Below are 14,881 nucleotides of genomic sequence, written 5' to 3'. Positions count from 1 at the left end.
AGAAATCGAGCAGTTGAAGAAAACCAATCAAACCTTAAAAAGTCGGGTCGAAGCCTTAGAAGCTAAAGAATCTTAGCTCCGATTGCAGTAGAAAATAAACAACAGCCAGAACAGATAACTTCTAAAAGTCTATGTTTTTGGTTGTTGTTGTCCCGATTTTCACTCATCTCCAAAGACTTTAGATTAACTTTATAATTTTTAACTTAATCTTAATTTAAATCACACCCAAACTTCATCCTGAAATGTCATGATAGATACAGAAATAAAAAAACGATTTCAAAATTCTCTGATTCATTCAAAACTAAGAAAAGGAAAGACTCATGAAACTCTTTTATCGCGGTATAGAATACAACCGTAAGCCCCTACCAATCGACATAGAAGAAGAAGATTTGATGGCCAAATATCGGGGTCGTACCTATCGGGTAAATCGCTATCCCAGACACCTTCCTATCCCTCAATCGCCGATGGATTTAAGATACCGTGGGATCGAGTATAAAACCCACCAATGCGACGAACCCACTTATCCCGGTTTACAACGCCCAACGCGTCAGCTCCAGTCCGCTCAATCAGAATTGACCATTGAACTGGCTGCTGCCCATTGTCAGAATATCCTCAAAAGTCTGGAACACCGTTTGCAAGTAGCCCAAGATAAAGGCGATCGTACCCTAGTTTCCCAATTGGAACGCGAACGCAACGAACTCTATAACGGTGGGTTTTGCTCATTGGGATTTCAATAGACTTCTTGCAGAAGTCGGGCAATAGGCAATCGTCATCAGAATAGACGATGAGTCTATTACGATTCGTTTTCTGACCCCTATGCAAGAGATTTAATTACTTGCCTCTATCTTAACTTCTAAGATCCCCTGGTAAAAGCGACCAGGGGATTTTCAGTTTTATCAGTCAATATTGATAAAAATGATGTAGAAACAGCATTGAAGTTTCTACACAAGAACCCCAATGCCAGATTGTTTACCAAATTTAAGCTACCAATGCTTGGGGAAATGGTGATTCCCCAACTTTTGCCGTTTTTGCAAACGTTCCATACGCGCTCGAATTTCTTGAGCGCGGCGCTGGGCTGGAGATACATATTCCTCAGATTCCGGTTCTTCGGGTTGGGCTTGATGGGTGAGACATTCATTCAAATGTTCTAGATGGGGGGCTAGATCAATAGCGGTAAGAACCTCTTGGGCTGAACTATATCGCTCCTTGAGATCCACCGCCAACATTTTATCAACAACATCGGCTAAAAGATCGCTAACTTCTACTTGATTACGCCACCATTGTTTAGGACGAAAATGGGGCAGTTCATCATCAGCGGAAAAGTTCCCTGTTAGCATATAAACACAAGTAATTCCTAGGGCATAAAGATCGCTGGCGTAGGTGGGGCGTAAGGCTAACTGTTCGGGGGGAGAAAAGCCAAAAGTTCCTACAAAAGCAGTAGAAGCAGTAGCCGTTATTGTATGATTCGATTCGGTTTCTCGGATTAACTCTTTGACTGCTCCAAAATCGATTAAAACCAACTCTCCTGGGGAGGATTCCGATCTACTGTGTCGGCGAATAATGTTAGGGGGTTTAATATCGCGATGGACGACTCCTTGCTCATGAATAAACTTCAATAGGGGTAAAATTTCCAGCAAAAAAGATTTCACTAAGGCTTCAGAATATTGCCCTCGATGTCGGATCTCACGGGAAAGAGTTCGCCCCTGAATATATTCTTGAACGAGATAAAACTCTCCATTTTCCTCAAAATAATCGAACATTTGTGGAATTTGGGGATGGTTACCTAATTGGCTGAGAATTCTAGCTTCTCGGCGAAAGCAACGACGGGCCCGTTCGAGTCCTTTAGGGTGTTTTACTTTAGGGCAAAGTTGTTTGATCACACACCAAGGCTGTTGGGTTGCACCTAAATCTTTGGCTAAAAAAGTGACTCCAAAGCCACCTCTTCCCAGGAGTTTATAGAGTTGATAGCGATCGCGAAATAACTCATCTTCTCCACATAGACGCGCCAGGTCGGTTTCCCAGGTCACAGTTTTGGGAAACTGGACTAATTTATTGGAGGCTTGTTCATTCGCCATATTGATTCCCAACGTTTGCCGAGTATTGTCGATTGCTGGTTCTTTTTTTAGTGTAGCAAGCTTAGAGGATTACAGGTTTAATGGGTTGATGGTTCCCACCATTGGGTGATGTCGTAGCCCAATCGATCGACCATCGATCGCAAGCAAGGTAAGCTCAGACCAATGACGTTCATATGACAGCCTTCTATTCGCTCGACAAATAAACCCCCTTTACCTTCAATGGCGAATGCTCCGGCACAGTTAAGGGGTTCTTTGGTGGCAATATAGGCTCTTAAGGCGCGATCGCTCACCCAAGCAAAGTGAACCGCGGTCACTTCTGCGGTAATTACAGATTTTTTTTGCTGTAAATCCAACAGACCATAGCCCGTATATAAAGACCCTTGTTGACCGCGCATTTCTTGCCAGCGAGTCATCGCTTCGGCTGCACTCGCGGGTTTACCATAGATTTGATTGTTGATGGCTAAGACAGAATCACAGCCTAAAATCAGGGGCAAACGATCGCCCTTTTCATACGCTGGGGCGATCGTTTCTGCCTTGCGTTGGGCCAAGGTTTTTACCAAGGTTTCTGGGTCTGAGCTTTGCACTTGGGACTCATCAAAATGGCTCGGATGCACTTGGGGAAAAATTCCCGCTTGTTGGAGTAAGCGCAACCGAGCTGGGGACGCAGAAGCTAAGACCAAGGGAGGAATGGTCATCTTCCCCCTCCGGTGGAGATCCCCACCATACCCGGAGGGTTGGTGGTGGGAGGAAACAAGGGCAGATTTTGGGGGTTCGATGCCCCCAAAATCTGCCCTTCAAAATCTGTAAGCATAACCATCTTTTCCATGAATTAATGTGCAATATTTGTGTGAAATGCCCTGAACCAAGCTAATCTTTGTTGAAATATTGAAACTCCCCGTAGAACGCACGGCAACGCGACCGACGTAAGTTCCAACTTTTTTCCCTTTGGTGACAATCGCTTTCACACTGCTTAAACACTCTGGCTCGTCCTGAGTTGAGAAACTTTCTCGCCCTGGCAGGATGAGTTGGGTTTAATGATTTTTTGTTTTTGTCTAATACAAATACCCGCATGGGTGAATCTCCTATTTCTAGGGTAAAGTTCGCTTCGCCAAGGTTTTCTAAGTTTGTCAAGCTAACAGCACTTCGCTAACCCAACTACCGATGTTTAACTGTTAGCCACAGAGCCAAGAACTAGCGACGCATTCTTGGGTGTGATGGCTTAGGAAACGTAGTTCTTGCATGAACTCAGGCTGGTCAACTACGGGACTTTTCAGAGCAACCGCTATACCGCGTTAGCGGTTAGTGGTGGGTTGTTGACGATTAATAAACGTTAAATGATTGAACGACTTGTTCAAAGAGAGTATGGAGTTTTTCCCAACGTTTTTCGGTCGTTGATAGACTAAACGTGAGCAATTTTCCGCGACTCACCGCCACACTGGTGAGATTATGGCGCATGGGTTGATCGGGAATATTGACTTCGTATTCTAATAAGTAATAGAGCTTATCGCCAAGAGTCTTAGAACCGGCATTCACCAATTCTGCACTGCGTCCTGTTCTTTCAGGAGCGATCGCCGTTTTTGAGAGTTCATATCCCACTTCTGTCGGTGTTCCTAAATCGCTTAACCCTTGGCCTCCCTCCACTGGATTAATAATGACCGATAAATTTTCTGTTCTCTCCACTAGGTCATGGAAGATGACATCCGGCCCCCCACTGACTTTCACGGGAACCCAACCATTGGGGTATAAAAATTCGTATCCTTTGGTAGCATTGACATACTGTTGCAGTCCACTCGTGGCTCCAACACAACTGGTCAACATAAACGTTAATGCCATTAGAGTGGCGATCGCTAGGCGTTTGAACATCCGCTTATTCCTCAATCCGCTGTAGGAATAAGGGTATCATATAGCGTTAACTCTAAGTTCTATCCTTAGCTGTAGTCCCTATTCATGTTGATGGCCTAGCCCATATTCTCACCTGCTTGTACGATGCGATCGGGGATAGTAATTTTAAATTCTGTGCCTTCACCTACATTTGAATCGCATTTGAGCGTTCCGTTATGGGTTTGGGTAATAATTTGATAGCTAATGGATAACCCCAATCCTGTGCCTTGCCCAATCGGTTTGGTTGTAAAAAACGGGTCAAAAATCCGCTGTTTTATCTCATCAGGAATCCCAGAACCATTATCAGCAATACGAATCACAATATTTCCCAGTTCTTCCTGGGATGTAGAAATAAAAATTTGAGGCGATCGCTCGCCTCCTGAATGACGGAATGGTTCCAGGGCATCAATCGCATTATTCAGGAGATTCATAAAGACTTGATTGAGTTGTGCTGGATAACATTCAATCAAGGGTAAATCTTCATAATTCTTGACAATCTCAATCGCTTTTCGATCGCCACTATATTTTATCTGGTTTTGCAGAATAACCAGGGTATTATCAATTCCTTCATGAATATTAGATTCCTTCATATTCGCTTCATCAAGACGAGAAAAATTGCGGAGGGAATCAACAATATCGCGGACACGATTAGACCCCATTTGAATAGACTTTAGGAGTTTAGGAAAATCTTTCTTGATAAAAGCAATATCCATCTCTTCTAGTTTTTCTGCAATTTTTCTATCAGGATCTGGATAAACAGATTCATATGTTTCAATGGCATCCAGCAAGTTTTCTGCATAACTCTCTGTATGAATCAGATTTCCGTAAATAAAATTAATAGGATTATTAATCTCATGGGCAATTCCAGCCACCAATTGACCAAGACTGGACATTTTTTCATTGTGAACAAGTTGTATTTGAGTATTTTGCAGTTTGGATAATGCATCCGAAAGTTCTGCATTTTTAACTTCCATTTTTTGGAAAGAGAACTGTATTTCATCGTTCATTGAATTAAATGCATTGGCCAAGACTCCCCATTCATTGTCTTGCTTGAAAGTCAATCGAGTACAAAAGCTACCATTACTAATTTCATTAGCTGCCTGAGTTAATATTTCCAGAGGAGAGACGAGGATTTGAGCGATTTTAATACTCAATAAAGTAGAAATAAATATGGCTATCACTAGTACCAGCAAGATAACGACAACTAAACGACGAAGGGGAGCATAAACTTCTGAGGTCGGTAATTCAACAATTACACGCCAATTCACACCATAAACAAAAGCACTACTTCCAAATACGGGGAGGTTACGAAATCCTTGATAAATAGTAACTGAACCGGCTATTTGGGTATTTAAGGTTGTAATTAAGGACGGGTTATTGAGAGGAGCTAACTTCATTTCTTTGTAAGCTTCCTCTGCTGTCAGTTGTTTGACTATCACTCGATTGTCTTCGTCCAAGATATAAACATAACCCGTTTGTCCAATCTGGACTTGTGCGACAATAAAAACGAGAAAATTGAGATTAATCGTTGCCACTAAAATGCCTTGAGGTTGTCCATTAAGATTTTGCAAGGGAAGAACTAAGGTCATGACCGGAACCTGCAAATCTTCATCAAATGTAATGCGCTGAGAATATAGCGTTTGTTTTTGTATTGCCGTAGTAATTTCCTGCTTGGCGATTGAAGATCGTACAACATCTATGGGATCTGCCGATGAATAGGGTGCAATTGCGGTTAATACATTACCCTTTTCATTAATAATAGCGATCGTTTCATAGGCATCATTTTGCCGTGTCAACCCTTCCAACAGACGATGTTGAATGGTTGGATCGATCTCAGTTAAACTGCGTATTTTTTGTAGATAGCTTAATTCTTTTTGTAGATCGTCTAATCGACTTCTGACTTTATTCGCTACAGATAGGGAGCGTTCTTCTTGTAGCTCGCTAATTCGTTGTTCCTGAGTTTGTCGAGTCAATTCGATGGCAATCACTCCAACAATTACTAAATTGAGGGTTACTAATGTAATCAAGCTGTAGCGAAGCAAATGCTCAATAGCAATGGTTCGCCATATAGCACTAAATTTTGACTGAATGTAATCTTTCAGTAACCTAAACCTATCCATTATGGGTTGCTATATTAAATATGGACTTCTTCAGTACGAGATAAATCTAAAGATAGACCAAAGACTTGCGGGCCGCCTACTTTCCTTAAGGCTTGCTTAACGAAAGAATCATCGACTAGATCTTCGACAACGAAATCAGCAGACAATTGTTCTAGAAAAGAAATGTTATCTTGAATCAATATTTGTTTAAGCTGCTCGAGCAACGATCGCGTATACGATGGAAAGGGGTAAGGTTGAAAATCAATCCGCTGCGATCGCCACTCCGGATGAATCATCGCTCCTGTGCGAGTGTAGTAATCGCTATCGTAGGAGCTCAAGACTCGTTCTAGAACGGATACAGGATAGGGCATATATTTACTTCCATCGAGAGAAAGAAGATGTGCCAATTCTAAACGATTTGACCGAGACCATTGTTGTGATTTCACAATAGCATTAACCACTTTTTGTGTCCATTCAGGGCGATCTCGAATGTCATCTTCATGCATAAAGACTACACAGCAGGCATGATCTTTCCAAATATCTCCGGTAAGGCGTAACACTTTGCCAGTTCCTGTTGTCTCCGCCGCCACGTTGTACGGTTCTGCCACAATATACCCAGAAATATCCCCCTTAGAGAGAGCTAAAAGCATATCTGGAGGAGGGAAGACTGCCAACTGTACCTGATTAGGTTTCAAGTTTACATGAGTCGGTTTCACTATAGGCTCTAAACCATATTGACGCAAGAGAAGTTGCAGGACAATATTGTGGATAGAATACCAAGAGGGAATGGCAATGGTTTGCCCCCCTAACTGGCTGGGGCGATCGATGTTGGGCAAGACGGTAATCGCCGAACCATTTGTATGGTTCCAAGCAACAACTTTTCCGGGAATGTTGAGACCATAGCGTATCCATACTGTTGTGGGCATTAATAAGTGAATAACGTTCACGTCGCCGTTGATAAAGGCGTGAGAGAGAGTATCCCAAGAATGATACTTTTGGGGAGGGGAGACTTCCAGACCTTCAGAACGATAAAAGCCTTTGTCGTAGGCAGCTAGTAATGGAGCCGCGTCCGTAATGGGAATGTAACCAATGTTAACCAGATGATTGTCTGATGGTTGGGAGGCTCGGGGATTCAATAGGCGATCGCAACTCGATACGGCGATTGATATACCGATTGATGTCGAAAACAAACGGGTTAATATCAGAAACTGACGGCGATTGATCTCCAAATTAGGCTTTAATTCTAACATGTTCGTGAGGGCAACTCATGGCCAGAATAGGTATTTTTGATGACTTCTGATTAAGAATTGCGCGCAAAAAAGGATTCCGAGTGATTTCCGATGCTTCGGATTGCACGATTACAGGTCTGTAAATCCCATGGTGGCGAGTTCTTGTTGAAGTCTCTCCCCCTCTTTCGGATTGATGCCTTTGTAAAGAGCGATCGCTTCTTTAAATGCTTTTAAGCTTTCAGGAACGTTTCCACCTTTGAGATAGGCAACCCCCAGGTTCTGATAGGCTTGGGCATATTGGCTATTATACTGTATAGCTTTGCGATAGGCAGCGATCGCACTGTCGAGTTTTCCTAAAGTCTTAAATGCCATCCCTCGGTTAAAGTAACCCTTCGCAAACGTGGGATCGATTTCTACGGTTTTCTGGTACATTAATAGGGCATTCCCCAGGTTTCCTTGAGCCTGGAGCAAGTTTCCCAAGTTATTATAAGCACCCAGTTTTAAGGGGGGAAAAATATCTAGGGCGATCGCCTGTTGATAATATTTGATGGCTTTGGGACTATTTTCCAGGCGAGTGTAGGCTAGTGCCAAATGATAATAGAGTTCAAAGCGGACTAAATGGGTGGTTTCCTGAGAAAGGGCACTTTTCAATACTTCAATTCCCCGTTTTACCTCTCCCATTTGGCTGTAGAGTGCGCCTAATTTGCTGCAAGTGTAGGGGTCTCGCGGGTGTTCGCTTAAATAGGCTTCCATGGCGAGTTTTGCCCGCTCTGCCTTGTTTTGAGCGGCAATAATACTCGGTTGATAGCCATAATGATCGATCGCGATCGTGGGTAAATTTCCAATTTTCCAATGGGGTTCTGTTTTTAATAGTGCTTCGACGGAATCATCCACAATCGCATGATAGGGGCGGGTAAATTGCACTTGGGGATGATTGCGAAACAGACGAGAAACCAGAGAATAGGGAGATTGAGTCGCTCCAATTTCATGACGAATGAGGTTAATGACTAAATGCTCTTCAGAGGTTATGGCCTGTTTTAGGGGGTTAATTGCGCTAGGATTCAAGTGTTCGTCGGCATCTAAGACTAAAATCCAGTCTCCCTGTGCATATTTGAGGGACTCATTACGGGCGATCGCAAAATCATTGCACCATTCAAAGTATTCAACCTGTGCCCCCCATTGCTTGGCGATGTCCACGGTGCGATCGATTGAGCCGGTATCCAACACCACCATTTGATCGACCACATCTTTTACACTTTTCAGACAAGCGGGAAGATTCTGCTCTTCATTTTTAACAATAATGCACAAGCTTAATGTCATAGGTAATGAGTCATTTAAGGGGAACAAGTTAACACTGTAACTTACTTGTCAAGGGGAGTCATGAGACTTCTTGCAGAAGTCAGGCACAAGGCACAAGGCAATAATTATAAGAATATATGATTACTGCATTACTATTCATTTTCTGCTGACCTATGCCAGAGGTCTAGTAACACAATACCTCGGTATCCCTGATTAGGGATTCTGAAAATTCTTGACAGGAAATAAAATCTGTGATAACTAAGAGACTGAATCAGTCATACAAAATTGAACTGACCGTTATATGGTAGCAAATTAACTAAAAGTGAGGGAATAGGATATGGAGGAAGAAAATCTACTTAAAATAGTCAATGAAGCCAGCAAACGGTGGCAATCATCGTTTAATTCAGGGAAGGCAGCAGGCTGTGCTAATGAATATGAGGAAACAGCAGTGATGTATGCCAGACCATTTGGTACATTTACAGGTCGCGAAGAAATCCAACAATTTTGGCAAAAGCTCATTGAAGATGGGTTTTCTGAGGTGGAATATATCGAACCCAAAATCGACATCGTTGATGAAACCAGTGCAATATTAACTTCCCAATGGAAAATGAATAAAGCTAGTGGTGTTATTCATAAGGAACTTTGGGTCTTACAAGCTGATGGAACAGCAAAATTGCGAGAAGATGATTTTGAAGCACAAAATTAGACTTATTGCAGAAGTCAGAGAATAGGGAATGGAATAGGGAATAGGGATACAGGATGACTCTATTACTCAATTAATCTACCAGAAACCCGGCTTCTGTTTTAAGAAACCGAGTGTTTCATCCCACAGCCTAAATCATGAATAATGATGGTTCAGGGACTCTCGAATTCTTCGCAGTCGCAGACAATGCTACTGAGAAAATCCTTGACAATGGCGATCGGTAACTCTAACCTTACTCCAATGCGCTCCACAAAGGCGATCGCATCATTCGCCACTCGTTGCACTCGCTGTCCATCCACATAGAGGCCTTCCGTGGGATAGTTCTGCAAGAACTCTAACAGAGAAATCTGGCCATCATCACTGGCAGATAGGGTAATTGCAGAGCGCAAGGCTTGAATATTGGCTTTTCCCGACCGGGTACTAAATAAGAAGCCTAATTCAAAGAGTACATACTCTCCGGGTAAGGAGTAAAATACCCGATCCACGAATAATACATTAACCCCTATGTTATAGGTTAATAACTCGCGTATCTGCTCTGGATCGGCATTGGACACATCCAGAATAAATCCGATAATCGGGGATTCCTCTCCCGTTTCCACAAACTCAACTAGATCTTCAACAGGAACGGATCGAGAAACGGGGCCATACTTTAACACGACCCGTTCAGCACCGAGAGCTGCTGAATTTCCTAAACACAGACTCGCCACACCTGCACACACAAGGGGACAGGCGCGAACCATCCACTGAGAAACCTGTTGTTGAATGGACTGTATAACTGTAGACATAAGCATTGAGTCTCAAAACTAATCAACCAGATTACTCAACGCTGGCGCTGAGACGAGAAAGGTTTGTAAAGCTGACTGACTCTAACACAATGGAGTCATCGGCAATATCTTTAATGACGATACCTTCTTCTGTAACTTCTGCTGTATAGGTGCTGGGTTTGCAGCTATTGCTGGAGGATGCAGAAGCAGAAATTCCTTCAGTTGTGGGCAGATTACTGGTTTCTTCGCATTCACAGACGATATCCTGAAGGAAGCGTTTGGCCACTTCTAAAGCAGGAATAATGCGCTCGACCAGAGCTTTGGCTTGTAAATAAACCGGCTCTAAATTGGTAAGATCTACGGTAATTGTTTCGATGGGATAACGTTCGAGTAAGCCAATAATGGAGAGTTCCCCATCGTCTTCTACCGCTTCTAGGAGAGTATTTTTAACCGCGTCTAAGTCTTGGCGACTGGCGGAGGAGGCGATCGCCTCATCTAATTTCAGAACCACAAATTCCCCTGTGGAGGTGTCGATCAAGTCTCGGAGGAAGTTAGGATTAACCCGAATCGACAAATTGAGGACATCTTGGACTTCCGATGGCACTTGATCTGTATCGTCTAAGAAGCGCCGTAAGTCAGAAGGAATCTCGCCGGTGCGGGCAAAGTCTCTCAGTTCACGAACTTCAAGGGTGATTTGCTCAGATTTATATTTGAAAATGATCGTATCAGCAGCCTGGGCAGTGGGAGCGAAACAGACGATACTGGCTGCACTGGCTGCGGTTCCCAAAAGAGTGGCGATCGCGCTTTGGCGAAAACGACCTAGGGAATTGATGCTAACTCTATCCATCGCATTCTCCTCAACAGATTTGACTCTATATAAGCATGATTTGCCCTGGTTGAATATAAAATCGATCTAAAGACTTATGGCGGTGGGCGCTAGGCAAAAATTGCCTATTGCCTATTGCCTAGCGCTATAACCCTTCGATTGGGCAGGTTCACAAGAGTTATTGGTGAGAATTAGGCGATATTGAGTGAACCTGCCTATGCAATTAATTATCCATCAACTCTCCTATTCTCCGGTGATGGATAATCCTTCAATCCAGATGCGAGGACAAACACCATCGGGAGTAATTTCTGGTTCGGGTTCCACATAGACGATGGATTTTAGCACTTCTAAAATATCACCCGCTACGGTGGCAGAATCGATGGAAATCTGCTCCCCTTTATTGACAAGCCAACCGTCAAAGGGAAGGGAAAATGACCCTTGTAAGGATTGGACTCCAGCATGGAGAGCATTCAGTTCGTCGATGAAAATCACGTTTTCGGCTGCATCTAGGCTAAAGGTAGAATCGCTCTTTTGTCCGGGAAAAACATGATAATAGTGGGGACCAACTGTGACTTTTGCGCCAATGTTGGCATGTCCTGTGGGTTGAGCATTCATGCGTTTAGCCGTTCCTGCACTATGCAAGAAATGGGTTAACACGCCCTCGGTGATAATGGGCACTCGGCGTGTCGGCGTTCCTTCTCCGTCAAATGTAGTTTTAGCAATATTTTCGGGATGCAAAGCATCATCACAAAACGACAGCAGGGGAGAGGCAATGGGTGTTCCTAAAGATTCTGGAGTGGATAAACTTTGACGATCTAAGATATTTTGGGCATTAAAGATATTGGTAAAGGAATCCAACAGACTTAGAAATGCCACAGGTGAAAACACCACCAAATATTTCCCCGATTTCACTTTCTGATAATTCAGGTGACTGATGGTTTTTTCGGTGGCTTCTTTTAAGCAGCCTTCGATATCTAGTTTCTCGAACCCTTTGCCAAATTTGACTGAACCGGCGCTGCGCGGTTTTTTGCCTTCCTGTTCGGTTTTGGTGTACAGATAAATGGAGGCATACGAACCGCCCTCATGACGAGCAGCCCCGGCACTGTTGACATAAAAGCGCTCAACATCCCGTTGTGCTAATCCATTATAGGGAACTCCGGCGATCGCCTCATGGGAGTCGAGTAATTGTTTCTCTACATCCACTAATTTCTCAATCAAGATGTCTACCGATGCTTGAGGCACTTTATCTACTGGACTTTCCAGGGGTGAAGTCGCTTCCGGACTAAAATCAGGCACATGCTCTTTCATGCCGAAAAAACTGGCTTCATAGGCCGTTTTTAGCGCCAATTCTAGCCCCTCTGAATCGAGTTCAGTGGTGCTGGTAATGCCCATGCGATTTTCTTCGTTCCATACCCTGACGGTAATACTAGAACGCTGAGATGCTTTCACCTGATCCGGTTCGCCGCTATCGACTTGCACGCTGGTTTCTTCGACAGCAGAACCATAAATATCAAACTTTTGAATACCCAGTTTTTGGGCACTCTCTTTTGCAGAGCTGGTTAATGAATCGATTGTTTGTACCATTGGTAATGAGTAATGAGTAATGAGTAATGAGTAATGAGTAATGGGTAATGGGTAATGGGTAATAGGTAAAATCTGTTTTTTTCTATTCCCTATTCCCCATTCCCTATTCCCCATTCCCTATTCCCTAGCGCTTCGCGCTCTACGATCGCCCGCCCACGGTGATAGAATCGACCTTAATATGAGGCTGGCCAACGGTAACATAAACACTACCACTGACAGAACCACAGAATCCAGCCGCCAAGCCTAAATCTTGGGAACTCATGGAAATTTTCTGCATAATTTCCTTGGCTTCCCCGATTAAGGTTGCACCTTTTAAGGGTTTGGTAACCTTTCCTTTTTCAATTAAATAGGCTTCATCAACGGCAAAGTTAAATTCACCGGTTGGGCCGACACTTCCGCCGCCCATTTTCTTACAATAAATGCCTTTATCAATGGAGGCAAAGATGTCATCTAAGGAATAGGCTCCTGGAGCAATGTAGGTATTTCTCATCCGGGAAGCGGCGGCATAGGTGTAGGACTGACGGCGACCGCTACCCGTTCTAGGATGTCCCGTCCGCATCGAACCAGCGCGATCGGAGATAAAGTTTTTCAGGATGCCATTTTCAATTAAAAGGGTTTTCTGAGTCGGCATTCCTTCATCATCCATATCGATGGTTCCAAACTCACCTTCTGAGCGTCCTTCATCCCAAGCCGTGAGATTTTCATGGGCAATTTTTTCGCCTTTTTTATCTATAAAGGGAGTTGTTTTTCGCTCAATTTGTGTAGTTTCTAAGAGGTGCCCGCACGCTTCGTGGAAAATTACGCCACCAAATTGATTCGCCATTACAATCGGATAATTTCCCGATTCTACATAGTCGGCATAGAGCATTTTACCCGCTGCTTCTGCTAATTCAAAAGCCGTATTTTCACTCTCCCAATTTCGTAAAAAATTAGGCTGGCTTGTACTACCGAGCCGTTGCCCGATGGAGGTGCGATGGCTGCCATCGGCACAGAGCAGACTGCAACCAACGGACTGGGTGAGGCGAATATCGCGAGCAAAGGTACCATCACTGGCAGCGACGAGGACTTCTTGCCAGTCGCGGAAGTAGACAGCGCGGCGAGATTGGATATGGGAGGCTTTTTGGTTGAGGCGATCGCTTGCTTGTAATAGAATATCTCCCATCTCTTGCATGGAGCTACAGTTCTCTAACCACAGTTCTTTCCCCTTGGTGCTGGCATAATCGCGCAGGGGTTCGAGGTTTACTTCGGGAATATAAGAGTTGGCAGAGGGCAAATTAAAGCCAAGAATCAGTAATCCTTTTTCCAGAGCAGCTTTGAGTCCCGTAAAGGATAAATCGTTGGTACTCACATAACAGTCTGCTTTGCCGCGAAATACCCGCACCCCTGCACCGGTAGACAAGCGCGGGGAAATACTGGTAATGGTATCCTCTTCGCCCATACAACTGATATAGTTGATCCGCTCCAGGAAGAATTCGATAAAGTCTGCACCTGCTGCGCGTCCCCATCCCAGGAGACTCGATAGCATCACTTCCCAGCTTTCATCAAACCGATGTTTGGTGGCGTGATAGGTTCTAACGGATAGGTCGTTGGCGATCGGCGCTTGAATTACAAGAGTCATAGAGTCGCTTGTGGTGATAGGGTTTTTGAAGAATAATATCCTCTAGTGTGTCACACTTACGCTCGTCTTGCCGCCGTCTTGTAGCTAAAATTGAGTTCAGTTCCAAAATGATGGGTTAATGAGTATCAAATTTACCGATCGCCTTCTTTTATAAATTAAGAGTGAAAATTTTATGCAAGAACTAGAACCAGAAATTTATACTCAAATCGTTGAATTATGTGATTCAGGCGATCGATATGCGGATGAAGAAAAATTCGATCTTGCCTTATCACAATACTATAAAGCATTACAAATGATTCCCGATCCCAAAGAGGAGTGGGTGGCCTCAACCTGGATCTTAACAGCAATTGGAGATGCTTATTTTCTGATGAAGAACTATCCTGAATCACTTAAAATCCTTCAGGATGCAATGTATTGCCCTGATGCCATTGGTAATCCATTTATTCATCTGAGATTGGGTCAAGTACACTATGAACTAGGTGATTTTCGTAGAGCGTTAGATGAACTGACTAGAGCATACATGGGAGAGGGTAAGGATCTTTTTGCACAAGAAGATCCAAAATATTTTACTTGGGTCAAGCAAAGAATTAGACCTCCCATCAAGGGATGGTAGCATTTGGAGGGTAGTGTAGGAATTGAACCTACCTGATTCCGTTTAAATAATTGTCATTGCGACGGCAGGAAAGCAATCGCCAAGACTCTCGATATTATCAGATTGCTTCACTTCACTGCGTTCCGTTCGCAATAACTTATCATTGCTGATTTTTCGGATTTTATATCATAATGGATTCATTGGAATACTG

Annotated in this window: 14 protein-coding genes and 2 pseudogenes; 3 read left to right on the top strand and 13 right to left on the bottom strand. The window is 43.6% G+C overall.

The genetic code is table 11. The features are described from left to right. The first annotated feature begins 320 nt into the window (after positions 1-320). A complete protein-coding gene (gene pirA / locus AC3A14_RS20825; protein WP_318702287.1) occupies positions 321-737 on the top strand; it encodes an arginine synthesis PII-interacting regulator PirA in 417 nt (138 codons plus the stop codon). Positions 738-983: 246 nt separating this feature from the next. On the opposite strand, the gene AC3A14_RS20820 is transcribed toward pirA, so the two are convergent. The 8 genes and pseudogenes from AC3A14_RS20820 to AC3A14_RS20785 all read right to left on the bottom strand — a co-directional run bounded on the left by AC3A14_RS20820 (position 984) and on the right by AC3A14_RS20785 (position 8,604). Next, a complete protein-coding gene (locus AC3A14_RS20820) occupies positions 984-2,075 on the bottom strand; it encodes a serine/threonine-protein kinase (RefSeq protein ID WP_318735346.1) in 1,092 nt (363 codons plus the stop codon). A gap of 77 nt (positions 2,076-2,152) precedes the next feature. Further along, positions 2,153-2,770, bottom strand: a complete 618-nt coding sequence (locus AC3A14_RS20815; protein ID WP_318702285.1) for a Maf family protein — start codon at positions 2,768-2,770, stop codon at positions 2,153-2,155. 99 nt (positions 2,771-2,869) lie between these two features. After that, a pseudogene (locus AC3A14_RS20810) lies at positions 2,870-3,040 on the bottom strand (RNA-guided endonuclease IscB); the annotation flags it as partial. Position 3,041: 1 nt separating this feature from the next. Further along, positions 3,042-3,146, bottom strand: a pseudogene (locus tag AC3A14_RS20805) (RRXRR domain-containing protein); the annotation flags it as partial. Positions 3,147-3,395: 249 nt separating this feature from the next. After that, the gene (psbP, locus tag AC3A14_RS20800) at positions 3,396-3,938 is read right to left on the bottom strand and encodes a photosystem II reaction center PsbP (protein ID WP_318735349.1); all 543 of its coding nucleotides are present in this window, start codon (positions 3,936-3,938) and stop codon (positions 3,396-3,398) included. 95 nt (positions 3,939-4,033) lie between these two features. Continuing rightward, entirely contained in the window at positions 4,034-6,076 is a 2,043-nt protein-coding gene (locus AC3A14_RS20795) for an ATP-binding protein (RefSeq protein ID WP_318736613.1), read from the bottom strand. A 14-nt stretch (positions 6,077-6,090) separates the two neighbouring features. Next, entirely contained in the window at positions 6,091-7,305 is a 1,215-nt protein-coding gene (locus tag AC3A14_RS20790; RefSeq protein WP_318733444.1) for an ABC transporter substrate-binding protein, read from the bottom strand. A gap of 108 nt (positions 7,306-7,413) precedes the next feature. After that, positions 7,414-8,604, bottom strand: a complete 1,191-nt coding sequence (locus AC3A14_RS20785) for a tetratricopeptide repeat protein (RefSeq protein WP_318733446.1) — start codon at positions 8,602-8,604, stop codon at positions 7,414-7,416. Positions 8,605-8,920: 316 nt separating this feature from the next. Here AC3A14_RS20785 and AC3A14_RS20780 point away from each other — a divergent pair, with 316 nt between their 5' ends. Then, positions 8,921-9,289 carry a Cif family virulence factor gene (locus tag AC3A14_RS20780; RefSeq protein ID WP_318702276.1) on the top strand — a complete coding sequence of 123 codons (369 nt, stop codon included), beginning with the start codon at positions 8,921-8,923 and terminating at the stop codon, positions 9,287-9,289. A 149-nt stretch (positions 9,290-9,438) separates the two neighbouring features. Here the strand turns inward: AC3A14_RS20780 and AC3A14_RS20775 are convergent, their stop codons facing one another. The 5 genes from AC3A14_RS20775 to AC3A14_RS20755 form a co-directional block, all read right to left on the bottom strand. Beyond that, positions 9,439-10,071 (bottom strand): alpha/beta hydrolase, encoded by a 633-nt coding sequence (locus AC3A14_RS20775; protein WP_318733448.1) that lies wholly within the window; start codon positions 10,069-10,071, stop codon positions 9,439-9,441. Between the two features lie 31 nt (positions 10,072-10,102). Beyond that, positions 10,103-10,897 (bottom strand): alpha/beta hydrolase, encoded by a 795-nt coding sequence (locus tag AC3A14_RS20770; RefSeq protein WP_318733450.1) that lies wholly within the window; start codon positions 10,895-10,897, stop codon positions 10,103-10,105. Between the two features lie 222 nt (positions 10,898-11,119). Continuing rightward, complete coding sequence (locus tag AC3A14_RS20765; RefSeq protein ID WP_318733452.1) at positions 11,120-12,460, bottom strand: TldD/PmbA family protein; 1,341 nt, start codon at positions 12,458-12,460, stop codon at positions 11,120-11,122. 139 nt (positions 12,461-12,599) lie between these two features. Then, positions 12,600-14,078, bottom strand: a complete 1,479-nt coding sequence (locus tag AC3A14_RS20760; RefSeq protein ID WP_318733453.1) for a TldD/PmbA family protein — start codon at positions 14,076-14,078, stop codon at positions 12,600-12,602. Then, positions 14,032-14,184 carry a hypothetical protein gene (locus AC3A14_RS20755; RefSeq protein WP_487779139.1) on the bottom strand — a complete coding sequence of 51 codons (153 nt, stop codon included), beginning with the start codon at positions 14,182-14,184 and terminating at the stop codon, positions 14,032-14,034. Before AC3A14_RS20755 ends, AC3A14_RS20760 begins: the two co-directional genes overlap by 47 nt. A 66-nt stretch (positions 14,185-14,250) precedes the next feature. Between AC3A14_RS20755 and AC3A14_RS20750 the strand changes: the two genes are divergently transcribed. Next, complete coding sequence (locus AC3A14_RS20750) at positions 14,251-14,691, top strand: tetratricopeptide repeat protein (protein WP_318733457.1); 441 nt, start codon at positions 14,251-14,253, stop codon at positions 14,689-14,691. Positions 14,692-14,881: the final 190 nt, after the last annotated feature.

Source organism: Roseofilum sp. (assembly GCF_982964205.1).
The sequence above is the reverse complement of the archived record's forward strand: the minus strand, read 5'-3'. Positions and strand labels throughout refer to the sequence as shown.

Bases quoted from the DNA above. Each gene is read 5' to 3' on its own strand.
- pirA (WP_318702287.1), top strand. From the start codon at position 321: ATGAAACTCTTTTATCGCGGTATAGAATACAACCGTAAGCCCCTACCA.
- AC3A14_RS20820 (WP_318735346.1), bottom strand. From the start codon at position 2,075: ATGGCGAATGAACAAGCCTCCAATAAATTAGTCCAGTTTCCCAAAACT.
- AC3A14_RS20815 (WP_318702285.1), bottom strand. From the start codon at position 2,770: ATGACCATTCCTCCCTTGGTCTTAGCTTCTGCGTCCCCAGCTCGGTTG.
- psbP (WP_318735349.1), bottom strand. From the start codon at position 3,938: ATGTTCAAACGCCTAGCGATCGCCACTCTAATGGCATTAACGTTTATG.
- AC3A14_RS20795 (WP_318736613.1), bottom strand. From the start codon at position 6,076: ATGGATAGGTTTAGGTTACTGAAAGATTACATTCAGTCAAAATTTAGT.
- AC3A14_RS20790 (WP_318733444.1), bottom strand. From the start codon at position 7,305: ATGTTAGAATTAAAGCCTAATTTGGAGATCAATCGCCGTCAGTTTCTG.
- AC3A14_RS20785 (WP_318733446.1), bottom strand. From the start codon at position 8,604: ATGACATTAAGCTTGTGCATTATTGTTAAAAATGAAGAGCAGAATCTT.
- AC3A14_RS20780 (WP_318702276.1), top strand. From the start codon at position 8,921: ATGGAGGAAGAAAATCTACTTAAAATAGTCAATGAAGCCAGCAAACGG.
- AC3A14_RS20775 (WP_318733448.1), bottom strand. From the start codon at position 10,071: ATGTCTACAGTTATACAGTCCATTCAACAACAGGTTTCTCAGTGGATG.
- AC3A14_RS20770 (WP_318733450.1), bottom strand. From the start codon at position 10,897: ATGGATAGAGTTAGCATCAATTCCCTAGGTCGTTTTCGCCAAAGCGCG.
- AC3A14_RS20765 (WP_318733452.1), bottom strand. From the start codon at position 12,460: ATGGTACAAACAATCGATTCATTAACCAGCTCTGCAAAAGAGAGTGCC.
- AC3A14_RS20760 (WP_318733453.1), bottom strand. From the start codon at position 14,078: ATGACTCTTGTAATTCAAGCGCCGATCGCCAACGACCTATCCGTTAGA.
- AC3A14_RS20750 (WP_318733457.1), top strand. From the start codon at position 14,251: ATGCAAGAACTAGAACCAGAAATTTATACTCAAATCGTTGAATTATGT.